Source organism: Pseudomonas orientalis (genome assembly GCF_002934065.1).
Classification (GTDB): domain Bacteria; phylum Pseudomonadota; class Gammaproteobacteria; order Pseudomonadales; family Pseudomonadaceae; genus Aquipseudomonas; species Aquipseudomonas orientalis_A.
Genome location: NZ_CP018049.1, coordinates 1,907,077 through 1,929,306 on the forward strand (window position 1 = coordinate 1,907,077; position 22,230 = coordinate 1,929,306).

The window sequence follows — 22,230 nt, forward strand, 5'->3', positions numbered from 1 at the left end:
GGGGCGTCAATGAGACCGAGTTGTGCCTATCGGGGGCAAGCCCCCTCCCACATTGGCCTGCATTCACAATCGCAACTATGTGAACCCAATCAAGTGTGGGAGGGGGCTTGCCCCCGATGAGGCCCGAACAGACGTTAAATCAGGGTTTCGATACGCAAGGAGTTGGTCGACCCCAACTGCCCGAACGGCACCCCCGCAGTAATCACCAACGTATCCCCACGCTGCGCCATGCCCTGGGCCTGGGCGATCTCAAGCGCGGTGGAACACACCTCATCCACCTGCCGAAGCCGATCATTGACCACCGAGTGCACGCCCCACGCCACGCTCAAGCGCCGCGCCGTGGACAGGTTCGGCGTGAGCGTGAGGATCGGCGCCACCGGCCGCTCCCGTGCCGCACGCAGGCTGGAGGCGCCCGACTCGCTGTAGTTCACCAGCACCGCCACCGGCAGGATGCTGCTGATGCGGCGGATCGCGCAGCTGATGGCGTCCGACATCGTGGCATCTGCCCCTGGGCGGCTGACATCCAGCTGGGCCTGGTAATCCGGGCCGTGTTCCACCTGGCGGATGATCTTGCTCATCATCTGCACGGCTTCCAGAGGGTATTCGCCCGAGGCCGTTTCGGCCGACAGCATCAGCGCATCCGCCCCTTCGGCCACCGCATTGGCCACGTCGGTGACTTCGGCGCGGGTCGGTGCCGGAGAGAAACGCATGGACTCGAGCATCTGGGTCGCTACCACCACCGGTTTACCCAGTTGGCGGCAGGTCTTGATGATGTCCTTCTGGATGTGCGGCACGCTTTCGGCCGGCACTTCCACGCCCAGGTCGCCACGGGCCACCATGATCGCATCACTCAATTCGGCGATTTCGCGCAGGTGTTGCACCGCCGAGGGCTTCTCGATCTTGGCCATCAGGAATGCCCTGTCGCCGATCAGTGCGCGGGCTTCGCGGATATCTTCCGGGCGCTGCACGAACGACAGCGCCACCCAGTCCACGCCCAGCTCCAGGCCAAAGCTCAGGTCGCGACGGTCCTTGGAGGTCAGCGGGCTGAGTTGCAACAGTGCCTGGGGCACATTCACGCCCTTGCGGTCGGACAGCTCGCCACCATTGAGCACGGTGGTGTCGATGGCGTCGGCGTGCCGGGTGATGACGCGCAAGCGCAGCTTGCCGTCGTCCAGCAACAGGTCCATGCCGGGCTCCAGCGCCGCGATGATTTCCGGGTGGGGCAGGTTGACCCGGCGTTGATCGCCCGGTGTTTCATCCAGGTCCAGGCGCAGCGCCTGGCCGCGCACCAGTTGCACTTTGCCCTCGGCAAAGCGCCCGACGCGCAGCTTGGGCCCTTGCAGGTCCATGAGGATGCCCAGCGGGTAATTCAGTTGGCGCTCTACCTGGCGAATCCACTCATAGCGCTTCGCGTGATCGGCGTGGTCGCCGTGGCTGAAGTTGAGGCGAAAGATATTTACCCCGGCCTGCACCAGCTCGCGGATGTCATCGATCCCATCGGTGGCCGGGCCCAGGGTGGCGAGGATTTTGACCTTCTTGTCAGGCGTCATGTTTGGCGGTCTCAAGGATCAGGATGGCGCGGAAGTCGTTGACGTTGGTGCGGGTCGGCTCGGTGACGATCAAGTCGCCCAGGGCGGCGAAATAGCCGTAGCCGTTGTTGTTATCCAACTCGTCGCTGGCGCTCAGGCCCAGGGCTTCGGCACGGCGGTAGCTGCACGGGGTCATGAGCGCGCCGGCGTTGTCTTCCGAGCCGTCGATGCCATCGGTGTCGCCGGCCAGGGCGTAGACGCCGGGCAGGCCCTTGAGGCTGTCGGTGAGGCTGAGCAAAAATTCCGCGTTGCGCCCGCCACGGCCATTGCCGCGCACAGTGACGGTGGTTTCGCCGCCGGAGAGGATCACGCACGGCGCCGCCAACGGCTGGCCGTGCTGCACGATTTGCCGGGCGATGCCGGCGTGCACCTTGGCCACTTCGCGCGCTTCACCTTCGAGGTCGCCGAGGATCAGCGGGCTGAAACCGGCCTGGCGCACTTTAACCGCCACCGCTTCCAGGGATTGCTGCGGCCGGGCGATCAATTGGAAGTGGCTGCGCGCCAGCAGCGCGTCGCCGGGCTTGACGGTTTCCGAGGCGGGGTCTTGCAGCCAACTGCGTACCGAGGCCGGGATGTCGATGCCGTAGCGCTTGAGGATCGCCAGGGCCTGTTGCGAGGTGCTGGGGTCACCGACGGTAGGGCCGGAAGCGATTACCGTGGCCAGGTCGCCCGGCACATCGGAAATCGCGTAGGTGTAGACCGTGGCGGGCCACGCGGCCTTCGCCAACCGTCCACCCTTGATCGCCGACAGGTGCTTGCGCACGCAGTTCATCTCGCCAATGGTGGCGCCGGACTTGAGCAGGGCTTTGTTGAGGCTTTGCTTGTCGGCCAGGGTGATGCCTTCGGCGGGCAGGGCGAGCAAGGCGGAGCCGCCACCGGAGAGCAGGAAGATCACGCGATCGTCTTCGTTCAGGTCACTGATCAGTTGCAGCACGCGTTTGGCCACGGCCAGGCCGGCAGCGTCGGGCACGGGATGCGCGGCCTCGACCACTTCGATTTTCTTGCACGGTGCACCGTGGCCGTAGCGGGTGACGACCAGGCCGCTGACCTCGCCCTGCCAGCAGTGCTCCACGACCAGCGCCATGGCGGCGGCGGCCTTGCCGGCGCCGATCACGATCACACGGCCGCTGCGGTCGGCGGGCAGGTAAGGTTCAAGGACTTGCCGGGGGTGGGCGGCGTCGATGGCTGTGGCAAACAGCTCGCGAAGCAGGTGTTGCGGATCGACCGACATAAGCGGGCTCCGGGGAATCTTGTTATTAGGGATGCAACCGTCCAGCTATGAAATGAGGGGCAAATGTGGGAGGGGGCTTGCCCCCGATAGCAGTGTTTCAGTCACATCATCTATACCTGACACACCGCAATCGGGGGCAAGCCCCCTCCCACACTGATTTGCATTTCATTGCAGCTTATTTATCGCGAATCGAGAAATTCGCCATATGCTCCAGGCCCTTGATCAGCGCCGAATGGTCCCAGTTGCCGCCACCAAGCGCGGCACAGGTGCTGAACACTTGTTGGGTGCCGGCGGTGTTCGGCAGGTTGATCCCCAGTTCCTTGGCGCCAGCCAACGCCAGGTTCAGGTCTTTCTGGTGCAGATTGATACGGAAACCCGGATCGAAGGTGCCCTTGATCATGCGTTCGCCATGCACTTCGAGAATCTTCGACGACGCAAAGCCGCCCATCAACGCTTCACGCACCTTGGCCGGGTCCGCGCCATTTTTCGAGGCGAACAGCAGCGCTTCGGCCACCGCCTGGATATTCAGCGCGACAATGATCTGGTTGGCGACCTTGGCGGTCTGGCCATCGCCGTTGCCGCCGACCAGGGTGATGTTCTTGCCCATGGCCTGGAACAGCGGCAGGGCGCGCTCGAAGGTCTGCGGCTCGCCACCAATCATGATGCTCAGCGTGCCGGCCTTGGCGCCGACTTCACCACCGGACACCGGTGCATCCAGGTACTGCGCGCCGGTCTCGTTGACCTTGGCCGCGAACGCCTTGGTGGCGGTGGGGGAGATCGAACTCATGTCGATCACCACTTTATGGGGCGACAGCCCGGCGGCCACACCGTCGGCCCGGAACAGCACGTCTTCGACCTGAGGGGTATCCGGCACCATCACAATGATGAATTCAGCTTCCTGGGCCACTTGCTGTGGGTTGGCCAGCGCCACTGCGCCGGCAGCGATCAGCTCGGCAGGCGCTTTGCCGTGATGCTCGGAAAGAAACAGTTGATGCCCGGCTTTCTGCAGGTTGGCGGCCATGGGTTGGCCCATGATCCCGGTGCCGATAAATCCGATTTTAGCCATGATCAAAATCCTCTTTTTTTATTCGATAGCAGACTTGCTGAGGCCTGCCAGACACAGCAAGTCCAATGTGGGAGGGGGCTTGCCCCCGATTGCGGTGTGTCAGGTGTAGATGATGTGACTGAACCACCGCTATCGGGGGCAAGCCCCCTCCCACATAAGCTGCCGGTGTCTGTTAGATGGCGTTATGGGTTTTGAGCCAACCCAAACCCGCTTCGGTAGTGGTCAGCGGCTTGTATTCGCAACCGACCCAACCCGTGTAGCCAATCCGGTCCAAATGCTCGAACAGGAACCGGTAATTAATCTCCCCCGTCCCCGGCTCATTACGCCCCGGGTTATCCGCCAGCTGGATATGGTTGATGACCCCCAGGTGCGTCGCCATGGTCCGGGCCAAATCGCCTTCCATGATCTGCATGTGGTAGATGTCGTACTGCAGGAACAGATTGTCACTGCCCACCTGCTCGCGAATCGACAGGGCCTGGGCGGTGTTGTTCAGGTAGAAGCCGGGGATATCGCGGGTGTTGATCATCTCCATCACCAGCTTGATGCCCGCCGCCTGCAACGCGTTGGCGGCGTACTTGAGGTTGGCGACGAAGGTCTTTTCCACGGTTTCGTCATCCACGCCTTGCGGCGCAATACCCGCCAGGCAGTTGACCTGGGTATTGCCCAGGACCTGGGCGTAGGCGATGGCCAGCTTGACCCCGGCGCGGAACTCCTCGACCCGGTCGGGATGGCAGGCCAGGCCGCGCTCGCCTTTGGCCCAGTCCCCGGCGGGCAGGTTGAACAGCACCTGGGTCAGGCCGTTGGCATCGAGCTGCGCCTTGATGTCGGCTGAACTGAATTCATACGGGAACAGGTATTCCACACCTTCGAAGCCCGCATCGGCGGCCGCTTTGAAGCGGGCAAGGAACTCCTGTTCGGTAAACAGCATGGACAGGTTGGCGGCAAAGCGCGGCATAGGGTTCTCCTTAATCGAGCAGGGAAATGGCGGTCGGTGCGTCGTTGCCGACCAGGGCCAGGTCTTCGAATTCGTTGACGGCGTTGATCTCGGTGCCCATGGAAATATTGGTCACCCGTTCCAGAATAATCTCAACGATCACCGGCACCTTGAATTCTTCGATCATTTCCTGGGCGCGGCGCAGCGCCGGCTGGATCTGGCTCGGCTCGAACACACGCAGCGCCTTGCAACCCAGGCCTTCGGCGACGGCGACGTGGTCGACGCCATAGCCGTTGAGTTCCGGGGCGTTGAGGTTGTCGAAAGACAACTGCACGCAGTAGTCCATTTCAAAGCCGCGTTGTGCCTGGCGGATCAGCCCCAGATACGAGTTGTTCACCACCACATGGATATACGGCAGCTTGAACTGTGCGCCGACTGCCAGCTCTTCGATCATGAACTGGAAGTCGTAGTCGCCCGAGAGCGCCACCACCTTGCGGCTCGGGTCAGCCTTGACGACGCCGAGCGCCGCCGGAATGGTCCAGCCCAGTGGGCCCGCCTGGCCGCAGTTGATCCAGTGGCGTGGTTTGTAGACGTGGAGGAACTGCGCGCCGGCAATCTGCGACAGGCCGATGGTGCTGACGTAGCAGGTGTCTTTGCCGAACACCTGGTTCATCTCTTCGTACACCCGTTGCGGCTTGACCGGTACGTTGTCGAAGTGAGTCTTGCGGTGCAGGGTGGCCTTGCGCTGCTGGCAGTCGTGCAGCCAGGCGCTGCGGTCCCTGAGCTTGCCGGCGGCTTTCCACTCGCGGGCCACTTCGATGAACATCGTCAGCGCGGAACCGGCGTCGGACACGATGCCCAGGTCCGGCGTAAACACGCGGCCGATCTGCGTTGGTTCGATGTCGACATGGATGAACTTGCGGCCTTCGGTGTACACCTCCACCGAACCGGTGTGGCGGTTGGCCCAGCGGTTACCGATACCCAGGACCACGTCGGACTTGAGCAGCGTTGCATTGCCATACCGATGGGACGTCTGCAGGCCGACCATGCCCACCATCAGCGGGTGATCGTCGGGGATAGTGCCCCAGCCCATCAGGGTAGGGATCACCGGGATGCCCGTCAGCTCGGCGAATTCCACCAGCAGCTCGCTGGCGTCGGCGTTGATCACACCACCACCGCTGACCAACAAGGGGCGTTCAGCCTGGTCGAGCATTGCCAGGGCTTTCTCTACCTGAATGCGGGTGGCCAAAGGCTTGGCCAGGGGCAGTGGCTGGTAGGCGTCGATGTCGAACTCGATCTCGGCCATCTGTACGTCGAACGGCAAGTCGATCAGTACCGGGCCCGGGCGACCGGAGCGCATTTCATAGAAAGCCTTCTGGAACGCATAGGGCACTTGGCCCGGTTCGAGCACGGTGGTCGCCCACTTGGTCACCGGCTTGACGATGCTGGTGATGTCCACGGCCTGGAAGTCTTCCTTGTGCATCCGTGCGCGGGGCGCTTGCCCGGTGATGCACAGGATCGGGATCGAATCGGCCGAGGCGCTGTACAAGCCGGTGACCATGTCGGTGCCCGCCGGGCCCGAGGTGCCGATGCACACGCCGATGTTGCCGGCCTTGGTGCGGGTGTAGCCCTCGGCCATGTGTGAGGCGCCTTCAACGTGGCGAGCAAGGACGTGATCGATGCCACCCACCTTCTGCAAGGCCGAATACAACGGGTTGATCGCGGCGCCCGGGATACCGAAGGCGGTGTCCACCCCTTCACGGCGCATCACCAGGACGGCGGCTTCGATTGCTCTCATTTTGCTCATGTTTTGGTGCCTCTTGCGTTTTGTAATTGTATACAAGTGGTGTTTGAGCAAAGTGTATTCACGGCGAGCGGCGTAGGTCAATGCATTTCATAAACTGAGCTTTGCGTTCGTCTGAATCACTTTTCTCGACGTATGGAAGCTTTGTTTAAAAATATTGTATACAAAAATGAATATCATTGTGTTCTATTTGTTCGATCCGGCATCTGATCAAACAGACGCTCCAACGTATTCCCAATAACAAAAGAAGGACGGCACCATGAGCGCTTTAACCTTGAAGATTGCCACCCAACTGGCCAGCCAGGCCCTCGCTGCGGGCCGCACCATTGCCGCCGCGCCGCTGACCATTGCAGTGCTCGACAGTGGCGGGCACCTGGTCGTCCTGCAGCGCGAAGACGGCTCAAGCCTGCTGCGCCCGCAGATCGCGATCGGCAAAGCCTGGGGCGCGATTGCCATGGGCAAAGGCTCACGCCTGCTGGCGCTGGATGCGCAGCAGCGGCCAGCGTTTATCGCGGCGCTGAACAGCCTGGGGCAGGGCAGTGTGGTGCCGGCGCCGGGTGGGGTGTTGATTCGCAATCAGGACGGCGTGGTGCTGGGGGCGATCGGTATCAGCGGGGATACGTCGGATATTGACGAGCAGTGCGCGATTACGGCGATCGAGGGGGTGGGGTTGAGGGCGGATGCGGGGGTGTCGGCTTAAAGTACTGAGTGACTGTCAGGGCCTCATCGGGGGCAAGCCCCTCCCACACTTCACCGATGTTCACTTTGAGAATGCGGTCAAATATGGGAGGGGGCTTGCCCCCGATTGGCACAGGCACTGCGGGACTATCAGTCCGGCTCACACCCCTTGAGCACCAACCGAATAATCGTCTGCGCCGCCGCTTCATAATCGGCCTCATCCAACTTGGCCTTGCCGGTCACCGCCGAGATCTGCCAGTCGAAATCCGCGTAGGTCTGGGTCGCCGCCCAGATACTGAACATCAGGTGATTAGGCTCGATCTTCGCGATCAGGCCGCGCTCCACCCAGCTCTGAATGCAGTCGATATTGTGCCTGGCCTGGGCATTGAGCTGTTCGACCTGTTCGGCGCTGAGGTGCGGCGCGCCGTGCATGATTTCGCTGGCAAACACCTTGGAAGCAAACGGCAAGTCGCGGGAGATACGGATTTTCGAGCGGATATAGTTGCTCAACACTTCCTTGGGGTCGCCCTCGGGGTTGAACGGCGTGGAAGCGGCCAGGATCGGCTCGATAATGCTCTCAAGCACCTCGCGGTAGAGGTTGTCCTTGGACTTGAAGTAATAGTAGACGTTGGGCTTGGGCAGCCCGGCCTTGGCGGCGATGTCGCTGGTTTTGGTCGCGGCGAAGCCCTTGTCGGCAAACTCCTCGCTCGCCGCCCGCAGGATCTTTTCTTTGTTGCGCTCGCGAATGCTGCTCATAAACCGGACGTTTCCTTGCCATGACAGGCGGTGGCGCATGGTAGCACCGGCCATCCGCGCGCCTCAACAATGTGCCCGCTCAGCAGTGCGCCGCGCTATGCTCGCCTCATCTCTCACTTAACGGATACCCGATTCATGGCAGGAAGCAGCTTGTTGGTTTTGCTCGACGATATCGCCGCGGTACTCGATGACGTTGCACTGATGACAAAAATGGCGGCGAAGAAGACTTCGGGTGTACTCGGCGATGACCTGGCGCTCAATGCCCAGCAAGTCTCCGGCGTGCGCGCCGAGCGGGAAATTCCCGTGGTGTGGGCGGTGGCCAAGGGCTCGTTCGTCAACAAGTTGATCCTGGTGCCGACCGCACTGTTGATCAGCGCCTTCGCCCCCTGGGCGGTGACGCCACTATTGATGCTGGGCGGCGCCTACCTGTGTTTCGAAGGGTTCGAAAAACTCGCGCACAAATTTCTGCACAGCAAGGCGCAAGACCAGGCCGAACACGCGCAGTTGAGCGAAGCGGTGGCCGACCCGGCGACTGACCTGGTGGCGTTCGAGAAGGACAAGATCAAAGGCGCGATCCGCACCGACTTTATTCTTTCGGCCGAAATCATTGCCATCACCCTCGGCATCGTGGCCGATGCGGCGTTGACGCAGCAGGTGATCGTGCTGTCGGGCATCGCCATCGTCATGACCGCCGGCGTTTACGGGCTGGTGGCGGGTATCGTCAAGCTGGATGACTTGGGGCTGTGGCTGACACAGAAACCGGGCCAAGTGGCACGCAATATCGGCGGCGCCATTCTCAGTGCAGCGCCTTACATGATGAAAAGCCTGTCGGTGATCGGTACGGCGGCGATGTTCATGGTCGGCGGCGGCATCCTCACCCATGGCGTGCCGGTGGTGCATCACTGGATCGAAACCGTGAGCCAGAACAGCGGGGCGCTGGCGTGGTTGATGCCGACGTTGTTGAATGCGGTGGCGGGGATTATTGCAGGGGCTGTGGTGTTGGTCGTGGTCAGCGTGGTCGGCAAGGTTTGGAAAGCGTTCAGGGCATGAAGTAACAGGCATAAAAAAGGCCATTCGATTGAATGGCCTTTTTTGTGTGTGTCGTTTACTCGGCAATCTGCAACTTGCGCGATTCGGTGTAGATGTAGCGCACCTTTTCATACTCGAACGGCGAGTTCATCTGCCCATAGCGGAAGCTGGTCTGGTAGCGCCTGTCCACGGCGCGCAGGGCCCAGATTTCCGGGTGGTTGGAGCTGACTTCGGAGACGTTGAGGAAGTTGATCTGCGATTCGGCGGTGTAGTCCACCAGCAGGCCGCCGGTGTCGCGCAGATTCGACGGGCCGAAGATCGGCAGCACCACATAGGCGCCGCCGGGTACGCCGTAGAAACCCAGGGTCTGACCGAAGTCCTCGCTCTGGCGCGGCAAGCCCATGGCGGTGGCCGGGTCCCACAGGCCGGCGATGCCGATCGTGGTGTTGACCAGCAGGCGCCCGGTGGTCTCCAGGGAGCGATGGCCCTTGAGTTGCAGCAGGCTGTTCAACAGGTTGGGCACGTCGCCCAGGTTGTTGAAGAAGTTGCTCACGCCGGTGCGCAGGAAGCTTGGGGTGACGTAGCGGTAACCGTCCACCACCGGCAGGAACACCCACTGGTCGAAGCGATAGTTGAAGTGGTAAACGCGGCGGTTCCACGACTCCAGCGGGTCATACACGTTGAGCGCGGTCAGCGACGAACGTTCGAATTCACGCTGGTCCAGGCCTGCGTTGAACTTGAGTTTGGTCAGCGGCTCCTTGAAGCCGTCGGCATCGACCTTGACCGGTTCGTGGGCCTTGCTGTTGTCGGCATTGGCCACGCCTGCGCACATCAGTGCAGCAAGCAGCAGAAGATATTTAGCCACGGAAGAACTCCAGCATGGCGTCGGCGTTGACGCGGTAATTGAGGTTGCCGCAGTGGCCGCCCAGCGGGTAGACGGTCAAGCGATCGCCGAAAGTTTTACGCAGGAAACCCAGGTCGCCCGGACCAAGGATCACGTCGTCGGCGTTGTGCATCACGGCGATCTTCGGGCTGGCATGCAGGTAGTCCTTGAGCGCATACAGGCTCACCTGGTCCACCAGTTGCAGCAGACTGCCGCCGTCGGAACGGGCGCGCCACATCGGGATCACCTGTTCGGTGAGGTAGCAGTCGAAGTCGCACTGCAGGGCGCGCTTGAGGAACGGCGTGAGGCTGGTGCCTTCGGTGATCGGGTATTTGGGCGGGATGATCAGGCCGCGGCGGTTGATCAGGTCCGAAGTAAAGGCGATATCGGCAGCCGAGAAACGGAACGAGGTGCCGATCAGCATGGCCATCTGTTCGTTGGTCAGGTGCTGCTTGGACTGTTGGAAGTCGTAGAGCAGGGCGTCATTGAGGTCAATGTAGCCCTTTTGCTGGAAGTAGCGGGTCAGCTTGCTCAACACCAGTTCATAGAAGGTGGTGGTGTTGTTGATGCCCTTGACCTCGGTCTGGACCAGCTTGTCGAGGTTGGTGATCGACGTGTAGAGGTTGACCGGAGGGTTGAGCAGCAGCACTTTCTTGAAGTTGAAGCTGCGACGGGTTTCGTCGAGCTTGCTGACAAAGGCAGCATCCAGGGCGCCCAGGCTGTACCCGGTGAGGTAGAAATCAGTCACCGGCAACGAAGCGTTCTGCGCACGCACGGCCTGCATCACGCGGTACATGTCTTCGGCGTCTTCCTGGGTGATACCCGGAGTGGCGAAGCGCGATGCGGCGCTGATGAAGTCGAAGCTGGTCGGCGATGACAGCTGCACCACGTGGTAGCCGGCCTGGTAATACAGCTTCTTGAGGTATTCGTTGATGCTGCTGTCGAAGCGCGCACCGGTACCGGCGATCAGAAAGATCAATGGCGCGGCGCGGTCCTGCTTGGCGATGCGGTAGGTGAGTTTCTTCACCGCCCAGAAGTTGTCCGGCAGGCTGAACTCGCGCTCGGGACGCATGTTCAAGGTGTAATCGGATTGATTGATCTCGTCGTCGGTCGGCAACGTGGGCCGAAGATCGGGTGGAGTGGTGGCAATGGTCGCTTCGAACGGGTTCGTCAAAGGGTAGCCATAGCTGGCCTGGTCGATATCGACGGCCAGTGCTGACGCACTCAAAAAAAGGCTGCCCAGCAAGGCAGCACAGCGCAAGGAACGGAGCATGACTTAATCCCTAAGAGGAAAGGTGCTGAATGAAATTCGCAGGCTATGACCACCGCGTTGCCACCGAAGTGCCAGCCTTCGGCACGAAAAGTCGGAAAAAAACGTCGGAATCGGAGTAATAGCTGGCAGACGATACACTTTGCCACGCATTGATGAACAGATATCTGCGCAGACACCTTGCTAACGGCCGCCGGGGGATTAAGCTGAGCGCCGTTTTTGCCTATCGGAGTGCCCTATGTCCCGTCGTTTGCCATTGATCCTGCTGCTTATCGCCCTGCCATTATGGTTGGCGGCCAGTTATGCCGCGCGGTATGGCTTTATGGAGGATGGGCAGTGGGTCGGCATTTGTGCTGATGAAGCCAGCCGCTGGGAATGCCAGGTGCGTTCGAACCTTGGGTTGATGATTCATTTCAAGGTGTTGGGGTGGGCGGCGTTGATTGCGTCGGTGCTAGGGTTTTGCGTGCCGGGCCGTGCGGGGTGGGGCTTGGCGGTGTTGGGGGTGGTGTTCGGGTTGCCGGCGTTGGCGCTGTATAACACCACGTTTGCGGTGTTTGCGGTGGTGATTGCGGGGTTGCGGTTGGTCAGGAAGCCTTGCGTCGTCTGACAGGGCCAATCGGGGGCAAGCCCCCTCCCACAGGGGAACGCATTCCAAATGTGGGAGGGGGCTTGCCCCCGATGGGGGTGTTAAGCCTTGCGCACCCGCAAGCAACGCCACAAAGCCACAACCATAAGCAGGCTGACCACCGCCCAACCCCAGGCCTGCTGATTCAGCACACCTTCACGGTACAATTGCGGCGCAATGCCGGCACCGATGATAAAGGTCAGCAGCGCCATCTCCCGACGCGGCCCGCTCACCGGGCGCACCAGGTACACCAGGGCCGGCAGCACCAGCGCCGCGCTTGGAAAGCTGCGATAACGTGGGTCAAACACCAGCGCCAGCATCATCACAGCGCCAGCAAACCCGGCGATTGCCACCCACCACCCGGCGCGCTGTTCCAGCCAGTTGAACGCTCGCTCACGCCACCCATCACGCACGCCGAGCGCCAGGGCGGCGTGGGCCAGTACCAGCAGGTTCAATATCACCAGCAAGCCGGCCCATACCCATTCATCAGCAAAGCGCGCGGTAACGCGGGTCAGTTCAGCCCAGGTGCCGACGGAACATGCGGCGACCGCCCCCAGTAAAGGCAGGGCAATGGCCGCACGAACTGTCCGCACCCGCCCGCCGAGCACCAATGTCCCCAACAGAATCATCCCGCCGACGCCCAGCCATAGCGGCCAGTACGGCACATTGGTCACCGGCCCTGCGAGGATGCCCTTGTCCTGACGGTCTGCATCGAACAGCCCCCAATAACCGCCCACGGCCCCTTCACTGGCGCGTTTCCACGGCTGGTCAAAGGCTTCAATCAGGTTGTAGCGCCAGCCATTGGCTTCGGCCATGGCGACAAAGCCGCGCATGAACCTGGCTTCATTGACCCGGCTCGGCACGGCGGTTTCGCGCTGGCGTCCTTCACTGGGCCAGCCGGTTTCGCCGATCAGAATGTCCTTGGGCGCAAACTTATGGCCGAAGGTCTGGCGTACATCGCCTACGTGCTTGAGCGCCTGGTCGATGCCGGATGGCTCATCTTCCCAGTACGGCAGCAGGTGGATGGTCAGGAAGTCCACCGCCGGGGCGATTTCCGGGTGCTGCAGCCAGAATTCCCACACATCGGCGTAGGTGACCGGTTGCTTGATCTGGCGCTTGACGGTCTGGATCAGCGTCACCAGCTGTTTAGCGGTGACCTCTTTGCGCAACAGCGCTTCGTTGCCGACGATAACCGAGGTCACCACGTCCGGGTTGGCATTGGCGGCCGTGATCAACTCGTCGATTTCCTTTTGAGTCGCCACCGGGTCGCTGCTTACCCAGGCCCCGGCCATCACCTTCAGGCCATGCTTGCGCGCCATCTGCGGCAACGCTTCGAGGCCGGTCATGGAGTACGTGCGAATGCATTCAAAGCGTGTGGCCAGCAGGGCCAGGTCGGCGTCCATGCGTTCGGGACGCAGCTGGAAGGGCTGGTCGAACGGCGATTGGTCCTTGTCGAACGGCGTATAGGACGCACATTGCAGCTTGTGGCTGGCGCTCGCTACATCCGGCAGCACCAGCGGCCGGCCGAGGCCATACCAGTAGCCGACAAGGGCGAGCACACCCAGGATCAAAGCAAGAAAATAGGGCAGGGCGGGGAAGCGGGCAGTCGCGGGCATGGTCGGCTTATCTGGGAGAGCAAAGGCGCGCATCTTACCCGGATTTGGCGCGCGCCAGTGCGGCTGCATAATTTTGACATGCAAACTTCGGGCGTGATTCTGACGATAACTCCTACAAAACGTCCTGCTGGCGATGTGATGTCGTTTCCTGCTCAACCAAGGTCGCTGACAGAGCAGGGTAAAGGCCTCGGCAGGTTGATGATAAAACTGTCAGTACTCCACTGATGCCTCAGCGACCGGATCGATGCGCGTGAAGGGGGCGCGGTGCACCGTATAACAACAGGTTGACGTCGCTCGGCATTCGTCGGGCGCAGCACTTTCGGGGAAGTAATATGAAGATGCGACGACTCTTGGGCGCAGCTGCCACGCTGGTAGTTGCGATGGGCTCCACACTGGCCAGTGCCGACAGCAAAACCCTGAGCATCGGCTATGTGGATGGCTGGTCCGACAGCGTGGCCACCACCCATGTGGCGGCTGAAGTGATCAAGCAAAAGCTCGGCTATGACGTGAAGCTGCAAGCGGTCGCCACCGGGATCATGTGGCAGGGTGTGGCCACCGGTAAGCTCGATGCCATGCTGTCCGCCTGGCTGCCGGTGACCCACGGCGAATACTGGACCAAGAACAAGGACAAGGTGGTCGACTACGGCCCCAACTTCAAGGATGCGAAAATTGGCTTGATCGTGCCGGAGTACGTCAAGGCCAAGTCCATCGAAGACCTCAAGACCGACACCACCTTCAAAAACAAAATCGTCGGCATCGACGCCGGTTCAGGCGTGATGCTCAAGACCGACGAGGCCATCAAGCAATACGGGCTCGACTACAAACTGCAAGCCAGCTCGGGCGCCGCAATGATCGCCGAACTGACCCGCGCCGAAGACAAGCAGGATTCCATCGCGGTCACCGGTTGGGTGCCGCACTGGATGTTCGCCAAGTGGAAACTGCGTTTCCTGGAAGACCCGAAAGGCGTTTATGGTGCTGCTGAAACCGTCAACAGCATCGGCAGCAAGGGCCTGGAGGCGAAAGCGCCGGAAGTGGCGGCGTTCCTGAAGAAATTCCAGTGGGCCTCCAAGGATGAAATCGGTGAAGTCATGCTGGCCATTCAAGAGGGCGCCAAGCCCGATGCCGCGGCCAAGGATTGGGTCGCCAAGCACCCTGAGCGCGTCGCCGAGTGGACCGCTAAATAAAAGCCACTGATGTACCTGTGGGAGGGGGCTTGCCCCCGATTGCGACAGTTCAGTCAGCGCAGTGTTGACTGACCTACCGCATCGGGGGCAAGCCCCCTCCCACATTGATTTCATTCGTCCTCAAATTTTTCTGTGCTCCAGCAAACCCTCGCTACACTCGATCTACTACTAAGGTCGTCTGGAACCCTTTCCACAGCCGCATACAGTGGATACGTTCCAATAATAAAAAAGCTGTGCTGCGAGGATAAAAACAATGAACGACAGCATTTACCTCTCGATTCAAAACAGCCCGCGTTTCAAGGAGCTGGTCAGGAAAAGGGAAAGATTCGCCTGGATTCTCTCGGCGATCATGCTAGGGCTTTACTCCGGATTCATCCTGTTGATCGCCTACGGGCCGCAAGTGCTGGGGGCCAAGCTCAGCCCTGGTTCATCCATCACCTGGGGCATCCCCATTGGGGTCGGGCTGATTGTCTCGGCCTTCATCCTCACCGGCATCTATGTACGACGCGCCAACGGCGAATTCGACGACCTGAACAATGCGATTCTCAAGGAGGCTGCGCAATGATCCGTCGTCTATTGGCTGTATTCGCCGCTTCAGTCTTTGCGCCCGCCGTTTGGGCGGCCGATGCATTGACCGGTGAAGTGCACAAGCAACCGCTGAATATTGCAGCGATCCTGATGTTCGTGGCCTTTGTCGGCGCGACGTTGTGCATCACCTACTGGGCCTCCAAGCGCAACAACTCGGCGGCCGACTACTATGCGGCCGGCGGCAAGATCACCGGTTTCCAGAACGGCCTGGCGATCGCCGGCGACTATATGTCGGCCGCGTCCTTCCTGGGGATTTCCGCGCTGGTGTTCACCTCCGGTTATGACGGCCTGATCTACTCGATCGGCTTCCTGGTGGGCTGGCCGATCATCCTGTTCCTGATCGCCGAGCGCCTGCGTAACCTGGGCAAGTACACCTTTGCTGACGTGGCGTCCTATCGCCTCGGGCAAACCCAGATTCGCAGCCTGTCGGCCTGTGGTTCGCTGGTGGTGGTAGCGTTCTACCTGATCGCGCAGATGGTCGGCGCGGGCAAGCTGATCCAACTGCTGTTCGGCCTCGATTACCATGTGGCGGTGATTCTGGTGGGCATCCTGATGTGCCTGTACGTACTGTTCGGCGGCATGCTGGCGACCACCTGGGTGCAGATCATCAAGGCGGTGCTGCTGCTGTCCGGTGCCTCGTTCATGGCGCTGATGGTGATGAAGCACGTGAACTTCGACTTCAATATGCTGTTCTCCGAGGCGATCAAGGTTCACCCTAAAGGTGAAGCGATCATGAGCCCGGGCGGTCTGGTGAAAGATCCGATCTCGGCGTTCTCCCTGGGGCTTGCCCTGATGTTCGGTACTGCGGGCCTGCCGCACATCCTGATGCGCTTCTTCACCGTGAGCGACGCCAAGGAAGCGCGTAAGAGCGTGCTGTATGCCACCGGCTTTATCGGCTACTTCTATATCCTGACGTTCATCATCGGCTTTGGCGCGATCCTGCTGGTCAGCACCAACCCGGCGTTCAAGGACGCGGCCGGTGCTCTGCTCGGCGGCAACAACATGGCGGCGGTGCACCTGGCCAACGCGGTGGGCGGCAGTATCTTCCTGGGCTTCATCTCGGCCGTGGCCTTCGCCACCATCCTTGCGGTGGTTGCCGGCTTGACTCTGGCAGGTGCTTCGGCGGTGTCCCACGACCTGTACGCCAGCGTGATCAAGAAAGGCAAGGCCAACGAGAAGGACGAGATTCGCGTGTCGAAGATCACCACCATCGCCCTGGCGGTGTTGGCTATCGGCCTGGGGATTCTGTTCGAAAGCCAGAACATTGCGTTCATGGTCGGCCTGGCGTTCTCGATTGCCGCCAGCTGTAATTTCCCGGTACTGCTGCTTTCCATGTACTGGAAAAACCTCACCACCCGTGGCGCCATGATTGGTGGCTGGCTGGGCCTGGTCAGTGCCGTTGGCCTGATGATCCTGGGGCCGACCATCTGGGTCTCGATCCTGCACCATGAAAAAGCCATCTTCCCGTACGAGTACCCGGCGCTGTTCTCGATGATCATTGCGTTCGTCGGTATCTGGTTCTTCTCCATCACCGACAAGTCGGCGGCGGCGGAGAAAGAGCGTGCGCTGTACTTCCCGCAGTTTGTGCGTTCGCAGACGGGGCTGGGAGCGAGTGGGGCGGTTAACCACTAAGCTTTTAGAGGGATGAAGAAATGCCCCGGTCGAAAGGCTGGGGTATTTTTTTGTCTGGAGATTTGTGGTGTCTGGTCTGGCCTCATCGGGGGCAGGCCCCCTCCCACACTGGATTGCGTTTACACATCTGAACGTGTGAATACAGTCAAATGTGGGAGGGGGCTTGCCCCCGATGAGGCCAGCTCAGACGACACAAATAAAAACGGCCTCCACTAAGGGAGGCCGTTCTCAGTACAGCTCGCAGCTAAATGCTTACTTGCGATCTTCCAGCTTGGTAATGTCACGCGACTCATAGCCGGTGTACAACTGGCGCGGGCGGCCAATCTTGTACGGGCTCGAGAGCATTTCCTTCCAGTGGGAGATCCAGCCCACGGTCCGCGCCAGGGCGAAGATCACGGTGAACATGCTGGTTGGAATGCCGATCGCCTTGAGGATGATCCCCGAGTAGAAGTCGACGTTCGGGTACAGCGAGCGTTCGATGAAGTAAGGGTCGGTCAGGGCGATCTCTTCCAGGCGCATGGCCAGTTCGAGTTGCGGATCGTTCTTGATGCCCAGTTCCTTCAACACTTCGTCGCAGGTCTGCTTCATGACGGTGGCGCGCGGGTCGCGGTTCTTGTAGACCCGGTGACCGAAGCCCATCAACTTGAACGGGTCGTTCTTGTCCTTGGCCTTGGCGATGAATTTGTCGATGTTCGAGACATCGCCGATTTCATCGAGCATGGTCAATACGGCTTCGTTCGCACCGCCGTGGGCAGGGCCCCACAGGGCGGCAATGCCGGCGGCGATACAGGCGAACGGGTTGGCGCCCGAAGAGCCGGCCAGACGCACGGTAGAGGTGGAGGCGTTCTGTTCGTGGTCGGCGTGGAGGATAAAGATCCGGTCCATGGCCTTGGCGAGCACCGGGCTGATCGGTTTGATCTCGCACGGCGTGTTGAACATCATGTGCAGGAAGTTTTCCGCGTACGTCAGGTCGTTGCGCGGGTACATCATGGGTTGGCCCATGGAGTACTTGTACACCATGGCGGCCAGGGTCGGCATCTTGGCAACCAGGCGGATCGCGGAAATTTCGCGATGCTGCGGGTTATTGATGTCCAGGGAGTCGTGATAGAAGGCCGACAGGGCGCCGACCACACCGCACATGACGGCCATCGGGTGGGCGTCGCGACGGAAGCCGTTGAAGAAGGTCTTCAACTGCTCGTGAACCATGGTGTGGTTCTTCACGGTGCTGACGAACTGGGCTTTCTGCTCGGTTGTTGGCAATTCGCCATTTAGCAGCAGGTAGCAGGTTTCCAGGTAGTCCGACTGTTCGGCGAGTTGCTCGATCGGGTAGCCGCGGTGAAGCAGAATGCCATTGTCGCCATCGATATAGGTGATCTTCGACTCGCAAGAGGCGGTCGACATGAAGCCTGGGTCGAAAGTGAAACGGCCCGTGGCCGTCAGGCCCCGTACGTCGATTACATCGGGACCAACGGTGCCGGTTAAAATGGGCAGCTCGACGGGGGCTGCGCCCTCGATGATCAACTGCGCTTTTTTGTCAGCCATGTGGCCTCCTATTTATGCTTCAAATCATCAGACAGACCCCCCACGCAGGGCCCGCACCACTATAGTGAGATAAATTCAGATGTCAATTTGCCTAAAGTCTTGCTCCAGAAGGCTTTAACCGTACTTTTTCGTCGAAATTGCCTGCCATTTACGCCTTTTATCCCGTCAGCGCAATCAGCTATTAGGGTGAGGTGTGCGCGTTGTCATTAGTAACCTAACTGTCTATACTCGGCCACCGACCGCCAAGGGCTTTTGGGCTTGCTTTCATTGGGGGTCGCACTCCCTGGGTGGTGCTTACCTGACCAGTCGCACTCCCCAACAACTTTGCCCTGATTGTTAGGGGCTCTTCAGTGTGAAAAAAAGCCGTGAATAGCCAACGACCTGTAAACCTAGACCTAAGGACCATCAAACTCCCCATCACCGGCGTTACGTCGTTCCTGCACCGTGTTTCCGGCATCATCCTGTTCCTGGGCCTGGGCATCATGCTTTATGCATTGAGCAAATCCCTGGGTTCCGAGGAAGGTTTTGCCGAGGTGAAGGCAACCTTGACCAGCCCGCTGGCCAAGTTCGTAGCATGGGGCCTCCTGTCCTCTCTTCTGTATCACCTGGTAGCCGGCGTGCGCCATTTGATCATGGACATGGGCATCGGTGAGACGCTGGAAGGCGGCCGCCTGGGCTCGAAAATCATCATCGCCATTTCCGTGGTGCTGATCGTTCTGGCAGGAGTTTGGATATGGTAACCAGCGTAACGAATCTGTCGCGTTCGGGCCTCTATGACTGGATGGCACAGCGTGTGTCTGCGGTCGTTCTCGCGGCTTATTTCATTTTCCTGATCGGATACCTCGTCGCAAACCCGGGCATCGGCTTTGAGCAGTGGCACGGCCTGTTCGCCCACAATGCGATGCGAATCTTCAGCCTGCTGGCCCTTGTCGCCCTGGGCGCTCACGCCTGGGTCGGCATGTGGACCATCGCGACCGACTACCTGACGCCAATGGCGCTGGGCAAGTCCGCGACCGCAGTCCGTTTCCTCTTCCAGGCAGTATGCGGCATCGCGATGTTCGCTTACTTCGTCTGGGGTGTGCAGATTCTTTGGGGTATCTGATTCATGGCTAACATTCCAACTATTTCCTTCGACGCCATCATTATTGGTGGCGGCGGTGCTGGCATGCGCGCTGCGCTGCAGCTGGCCCAGGGTGGTCACAAGACCGCCGTGATCACCAAGGTGTTCCCGACCCGTTCGCACACCGTATCGGCCCAGGGTGGCATCACCTGCGCCATCGCCTCCGCCGACCCGAACGATGACTGGCGCTGGCACATGTACGATACCGTCAAGGGTTCCGACTACATCGGTGACCAGGACGCTATCGAATACATGTGTCAGGAAGGCCCGGCTGCGGTATTCGAGCTGGACCACATGGGTCTGCCGTTCTCCCGTACCGAGCAAGGCCGTATCTACCAGCGTCCATTCGGCGGCCAGTCGAAGGATTACGGTAAAGGCGGGCAGGCTGCCCGTACCTGCGCCGCGTCCGACCGTACCGGTCACGCGCTGCTGCACACCCTTTATCAGGGCAACCTGAAAGCCGGTACCACGTTCCTGAACGAGTACTACGCTGTCGATCTGGTGAAGAACGGCAAGGGCGAGTTCGTCGGCGTGATCGCCATCTGCATCGAAACCGGTGAAACCACCTACATCCGCGCCAAGGCGACTGTCCTGGCGACCGGCGGTGCAGGTCGTATCTACGCGTCCACCACCAACGCCCTGATCAACACCGGTGACGGCGTCGGCATGGCCCTGCGTGCAGGCGTGCCGGTGCAGGACATCGAAATGTGGCAGTTCCACCCGACCGGCATCGCCGGCGCCGGTGTACTGGTGACCGAAGGTTGCCGTGGTGAAGGTGGTTACCTGATCAACAAGCACGGCGAGCGTTTCATGGAGCGTTATGCTCCGAACGCTAAAGACCTTGCCGGTCGTGACGTTGTGGCCCGTTCGATGGTTAAAGAGATCATCGCCGGCAACGGCTGTGGCCCGAACGGCGACCACGTGCTGCTCAAGCTCGATCACCTGGGCGAAGAAGTGCTGCACAGCCGCCTGCCAGGTATCTGCGAGCTGTCCAAGACTTTTGCCCACGTTGACCCGGTGGTTGCTCCGGTTCCGGTGGTTCCGACCTGCCACTATATGATGGGCGGCGTGCCGACCAACATTCATGGCCAGGCCATCACCCAGAATGCCGAAGGCGTGGACGAGATCATTCACGGCCTGTTCGCGGTAGGCGAAGTGGCTTGCGTATCGGTTCACGGTGCCAACCGCCTGGGCGGCAACTCGCTGCTCGACCTGGTGGTATTCGGCCGCGCTGCCGGCCTGCACCTGGAAAAAGCCCTGACCGACGGCATCGAATACGATGACGCCACCGATGCCAACATCGAAGCCGCCCTGGCGCGCCTGAACGCTCTGAACGAGCGCACTGATGGCGAAGACGTGGCAACCCTGCGTCGCGAGCTGCAAAGCTGCATGCAGAACTACTTCGGTGTGTTCCGTACTGGCGAATACATGCAGAAGGGTATCGCCCAGTTGGCCGACCTGCGCGCACGCATCGCCAACGTCAAGATCAACGACAAGAGCCAGGCGTTCAACACCGCTCGTATCGAAGCCCTTGAGCTGCAGAACCTGCTGGAAGTGGCCGAAGCGACGGCGATCGCCGCCGAGGTTCGCAAGGAATCCCGTGGTGCTCATGCCCGTGAAGACTTTGAAGACCGCGACGACGAGAACTGGTTGTGCCACACCCTGTACTTCCCGGGTGACAAGCGCGTGACCAAGCGTGCCGTGAACTTCTCGCCGAAGACGGTGCCGACGTTTGAACCGAAGATTCGGACTTACTAAGGGTGGCTGCCATGTTGAAAGTCAGTGTTTATCGCTACAACCCTGATCAGGACGCCGCGCCGTTCATGCAGGAATTCCAGGTCGATACCGGCGGTAAAGACCTGATGGTGCTGGATGTTTTGGCACTGATCAAAGAGCAGGACGAAGGTTTCTCCTATCGTCGCTCTTGCCGTGAAGGTGTGTGCGGTTCCGACGGCATGAACATCAACGGCAAAAACGGCCTGGCGTGCATCACGCCGCTGTCGGCCGTGGTCAAGGGCAACAAGCTGATCGTTCGTCCACTGCCAGGTTTGCCGGTTATCCGTGACCTGGTCGTCGATATGAGCATCTTCTACAAGCAATACGAGAAAGTTAAGCCGTTCCTGCAGAACGACACGCCGGCTCCGGCCATCGAGCGTCTGCAGTCCCCGGAAGAGCGCGAAAAACTCGACGGTCTGTACGAGTGCATCCTGTGCGCTTGCTGCTCGACGTCGTGCCCGTCCTTCTGGTGGAACCCGGACAAGTTCCTGGGCCCGGCTGCGCTGCTGCAAGCCTACCGCTTCCTGGCAGACAGCCGTGACACCAAGACGTCCGAGCGTCTGGCTTCACTGGATGACCCGTTCAGCGTATTCCGCTGCCGCGGGATCATGAACTGCGTCAACGTATGTCCCAAAGGCCTGAACCCGACTAAGGCCATTGGTCACATCCGTAACATGCTGCTGCAGAGCGGCGTGTAACTGACGTTGCAGTAAAAGCAGGACCGTTGTGCCCGTAAATGCTGCGGCGCAGGCTTCAACCGGCGCCGTAGTTTTAACTTGAGCAGCGACTTACAAAGCCGCGGCTCTTATTTTGAAGAAATGAGACAAGCAGGGGCATTCGGGTTGGTACCCGAACTATCAGCGTGATCCTAGTGGCTTGTTCTGGTCGCTGCACTTGGCCTTTTGCA

General features: G+C 60.4%; 20 protein-coding genes. 10 read left to right on the plus strand and 10 right to left on the minus strand.

The features are described 5' to 3' along the window. Positions 1-134: 134 nt before the first annotated feature. From pyk to gcl, 5 genes are all read right to left on the minus strand, one after another. Positions 135-1,550, minus strand: a complete 1,416-nt coding sequence (pyk, locus tag BOP93_RS08690) for a pyruvate kinase (protein WP_104502284.1) — start codon at positions 1,548-1,550, stop codon at positions 135-137. Next, positions 1,540-2,820 (minus strand): glycerate kinase type-2 family protein, encoded by a 1,281-nt coding sequence (locus BOP93_RS08695; RefSeq protein WP_104502285.1) that lies wholly within the window; start codon positions 2,818-2,820, stop codon positions 1,540-1,542. Before BOP93_RS08695 ends, pyk begins: the two co-directional genes overlap by 11 nt. A gap of 175 nt (positions 2,821-2,995) precedes the next feature. Further along, positions 2,996-3,886 carry a 2-hydroxy-3-oxopropionate reductase gene (locus tag BOP93_RS08700; protein ID WP_104502286.1) on the minus strand — a complete coding sequence of 297 codons (891 nt, stop codon included), beginning with the start codon at positions 3,884-3,886 and terminating at the stop codon, positions 2,996-2,998. Between the two features lie 172 nt (positions 3,887-4,058). Next, positions 4,059-4,841 carry a hydroxypyruvate isomerase gene (gene hyi / locus BOP93_RS08705; protein ID WP_065936899.1) on the minus strand — a complete coding sequence of 261 codons (783 nt, stop codon included), beginning with the start codon at positions 4,839-4,841 and terminating at the stop codon, positions 4,059-4,061. Between the two features lie 10 nt (positions 4,842-4,851). After that, positions 4,852-6,627 (minus strand): glyoxylate carboligase, encoded by a 1,776-nt coding sequence (gcl, locus tag BOP93_RS08710; RefSeq protein ID WP_104502287.1) that lies wholly within the window; start codon positions 6,625-6,627, stop codon positions 4,852-4,854. A 256-nt stretch (positions 6,628-6,883) separates the two neighbouring features. Between gcl and BOP93_RS08715 the strand changes: the two genes are divergently transcribed. Further along, on the plus strand, positions 6,884-7,324 hold the full coding sequence (locus BOP93_RS08715) for a GlcG/HbpS family heme-binding protein (RefSeq protein WP_104502288.1): 441 nt from the start codon (positions 6,884-6,886) through the stop codon (positions 7,322-7,324). Between the two features lie 128 nt (positions 7,325-7,452). Here the strand turns inward: BOP93_RS08715 and BOP93_RS08720 are convergent, their stop codons facing one another. Continuing rightward, a complete protein-coding gene (locus tag BOP93_RS08720; RefSeq protein WP_065894780.1) occupies positions 7,453-8,058 on the minus strand; it encodes a TetR/AcrR family transcriptional regulator in 606 nt (201 codons plus the stop codon). Between the two features lie 135 nt (positions 8,059-8,193). Here BOP93_RS08720 and BOP93_RS08725 point away from each other — a divergent pair, with 135 nt between their 5' ends. Further along, positions 8,194-9,108, plus strand: a complete 915-nt coding sequence (locus BOP93_RS08725) for a DUF808 domain-containing protein (protein ID WP_104502289.1) — start codon at positions 8,194-8,196, stop codon at positions 9,106-9,108. A 55-nt stretch (positions 9,109-9,163) separates the two neighbouring features. On the opposite strand, the gene BOP93_RS08730 is transcribed toward BOP93_RS08725, so the two are convergent. Both BOP93_RS08730 and BOP93_RS08735 read right to left on the minus strand, forming a co-directional pair. Then, on the minus strand, positions 9,164-9,952 hold the full coding sequence (locus BOP93_RS08730; RefSeq protein ID WP_065884221.1) for an MlaA family lipoprotein: 789 nt from the start codon (positions 9,950-9,952) through the stop codon (positions 9,164-9,166). Further along, complete coding sequence (locus tag BOP93_RS08735) at positions 9,945-11,243, minus strand: serine/threonine protein kinase (protein ID WP_057722697.1); 1,299 nt, start codon at positions 11,241-11,243, stop codon at positions 9,945-9,947. The genes BOP93_RS08730 and BOP93_RS08735 overlap by 8 nt, the downstream gene beginning before the upstream one ends. A gap of 235 nt (positions 11,244-11,478) precedes the next feature. Here BOP93_RS08735 and BOP93_RS08740 point away from each other — a divergent pair, with 235 nt between their 5' ends. Next, positions 11,479-11,847 carry a hypothetical protein gene (locus BOP93_RS08740; RefSeq protein WP_104502290.1) on the plus strand — a complete coding sequence of 123 codons (369 nt, stop codon included), beginning with the start codon at positions 11,479-11,481 and terminating at the stop codon, positions 11,845-11,847. Positions 11,848-11,927: 80 nt separating this feature from the next. Here BOP93_RS08740 and BOP93_RS08745 read toward each other — a convergent pair whose 3' ends face one another. Further along, positions 11,928-13,481: a glycosyl hydrolase family 17 protein gene (locus BOP93_RS08745; protein ID WP_104505254.1), complete on the minus strand. Its 1,554-nt coding sequence runs from the start codon at positions 13,479-13,481 to the stop codon at positions 11,928-11,930. A gap of 332 nt (positions 13,482-13,813) precedes the next feature. On the opposite strand from BOP93_RS08745, the gene BOP93_RS08750 reads away from it, so the two are divergent. From BOP93_RS08750 to BOP93_RS08760, 3 genes are all read left to right on the plus strand, one after another. Beyond that, positions 13,814-14,665, plus strand: coding sequence for a glycine betaine ABC transporter substrate-binding protein (locus BOP93_RS08750; RefSeq protein ID WP_104502291.1), 852 nt, complete (start codon positions 13,814-13,816; stop codon positions 14,663-14,665). 253 nt (positions 14,666-14,918) lie between these two features. Continuing rightward, the gene (locus tag BOP93_RS08755) at positions 14,919-15,230 is read left to right on the plus strand and encodes a DUF485 domain-containing protein (protein ID WP_057014105.1); all 312 of its coding nucleotides are present in this window, start codon (positions 14,919-14,921) and stop codon (positions 15,228-15,230) included. After that, on the plus strand, positions 15,227-16,885 hold the full coding sequence (locus BOP93_RS08760; protein ID WP_104502292.1) for a cation acetate symporter: 1,659 nt from the start codon (positions 15,227-15,229) through the stop codon (positions 16,883-16,885). The genes BOP93_RS08755 and BOP93_RS08760 overlap by 4 nt, the downstream gene beginning before the upstream one ends. 252 nt (positions 16,886-17,137) lie before the next feature. Here BOP93_RS08760 and gltA read toward each other — a convergent pair whose 3' ends face one another. After that, complete coding sequence (gltA, locus tag BOP93_RS08765) at positions 17,138-18,427, minus strand: citrate synthase (RefSeq protein ID WP_104502293.1); 1,290 nt, start codon at positions 18,425-18,427, stop codon at positions 17,138-17,140. Positions 18,428-18,792: 365 nt separating this feature from the next. On the opposite strand from gltA, the gene sdhC reads away from it, so the two are divergent. Genes sdhC through BOP93_RS08785 form a run of 4 tightly spaced genes read left to right on the plus strand, consistent with a single transcriptional unit; the run spans position 18,793 to position 22,021 of the window. Beyond that, positions 18,793-19,167, plus strand: coding sequence for a succinate dehydrogenase, cytochrome b556 subunit (sdhC, locus tag BOP93_RS08770; protein WP_057722687.1), 375 nt, complete (start codon positions 18,793-18,795; stop codon positions 19,165-19,167). Further along, entirely contained in the window at positions 19,161-19,529 is a 369-nt protein-coding gene (gene sdhD / locus BOP93_RS08775; RefSeq protein ID WP_065884231.1) for a succinate dehydrogenase, hydrophobic membrane anchor protein, read from the plus strand. The genes sdhC and sdhD overlap by 7 nt, the downstream gene beginning before the upstream one ends. Positions 19,530-19,532: 3 nt before the next feature. Continuing rightward, positions 19,533-21,305 (plus strand): succinate dehydrogenase flavoprotein subunit, encoded by a 1,773-nt coding sequence (sdhA, locus tag BOP93_RS08780; protein WP_065884233.1) that lies wholly within the window; start codon positions 19,533-19,535, stop codon positions 21,303-21,305. 11 nt (positions 21,306-21,316) lie between these two features. After that, on the plus strand, positions 21,317-22,021 hold the full coding sequence (locus BOP93_RS08785; protein WP_003172807.1) for a succinate dehydrogenase iron-sulfur subunit: 705 nt from the start codon (positions 21,317-21,319) through the stop codon (positions 22,019-22,021). Positions 22,022-22,230 lie beyond the last annotated feature (209 nt).

What these genes read in the sequence shown, in the direction of transcription:
- pyk (WP_104502284.1), bottom strand. Translation starts at nt 1,550, where the DNA reads ATGACGCCTGACAAGAAGGTCAAAATCCTCGCCACCCTGGGCCCGGCC.
- BOP93_RS08695 (WP_104502285.1), bottom strand. Translation starts at nt 2,820, where the DNA reads ATGTCGGTCGATCCGCAACACCTGCTTCGCGAGCTGTTTGCCACAGCC.
- BOP93_RS08700 (WP_104502286.1), bottom strand. Translation starts at nt 3,886, where the DNA reads ATGGCTAAAATCGGATTTATCGGCACCGGGATCATGGGCCAACCCATG.
- hyi (WP_065936899.1), bottom strand. Translation starts at nt 4,841, where the DNA reads ATGCCGCGCTTTGCCGCCAACCTGTCCATGCTGTTTACCGAACAGGAG.
- gcl (WP_104502287.1), bottom strand. Translation starts at nt 6,627, where the DNA reads ATGAGCAAAATGAGAGCAATCGAAGCCGCCGTCCTGGTGATGCGCCGT.
- BOP93_RS08715 (WP_104502288.1), top strand. Translation starts at nt 6,884, where the DNA reads ATGAGCGCTTTAACCTTGAAGATTGCCACCCAACTGGCCAGCCAGGCC.
- BOP93_RS08720 (WP_065894780.1), bottom strand. Translation starts at nt 8,058, where the DNA reads ATGAGCAGCATTCGCGAGCGCAACAAAGAAAAGATCCTGCGGGCGGCG.
- BOP93_RS08725 (WP_104502289.1), top strand. Translation starts at nt 8,194, where the DNA reads ATGGCAGGAAGCAGCTTGTTGGTTTTGCTCGACGATATCGCCGCGGTA.
- BOP93_RS08735 (WP_057722697.1), bottom strand. Translation starts at nt 11,243, where the DNA reads ATGCTCCGTTCCTTGCGCTGTGCTGCCTTGCTGGGCAGCCTTTTTTTG.
- BOP93_RS08740 (WP_104502290.1), top strand. Translation starts at nt 11,479, where the DNA reads ATGTCCCGTCGTTTGCCATTGATCCTGCTGCTTATCGCCCTGCCATTA.
- BOP93_RS08745 (WP_104505254.1), bottom strand. Translation starts at nt 13,481, where the DNA reads ATGCCCGCGACTGCCCGCTTCCCCGCCCTGCCCTATTTTCTTGCTTTG.
- BOP93_RS08750 (WP_104502291.1), top strand. Translation starts at nt 13,814, where the DNA reads ATGAAGATGCGACGACTCTTGGGCGCAGCTGCCACGCTGGTAGTTGCG.
- BOP93_RS08755 (WP_057014105.1), top strand. Translation starts at nt 14,919, where the DNA reads ATGAACGACAGCATTTACCTCTCGATTCAAAACAGCCCGCGTTTCAAG.
- BOP93_RS08760 (WP_104502292.1), top strand. Translation starts at nt 15,227, where the DNA reads ATGATCCGTCGTCTATTGGCTGTATTCGCCGCTTCAGTCTTTGCGCCC.
- gltA (WP_104502293.1), bottom strand. Translation starts at nt 18,427, where the DNA reads ATGGCTGACAAAAAAGCGCAGTTGATCATCGAGGGCGCAGCCCCCGTC.
- sdhD (WP_065884231.1), top strand. Translation starts at nt 19,161, where the DNA reads ATGGTAACCAGCGTAACGAATCTGTCGCGTTCGGGCCTCTATGACTGG.
- sdhA (WP_065884233.1), top strand. Translation starts at nt 19,533, where the DNA reads ATGGCTAACATTCCAACTATTTCCTTCGACGCCATCATTATTGGTGGC.
- BOP93_RS08785 (WP_003172807.1), top strand. Translation starts at nt 21,317, where the DNA reads ATGTTGAAAGTCAGTGTTTATCGCTACAACCCTGATCAGGACGCCGCG.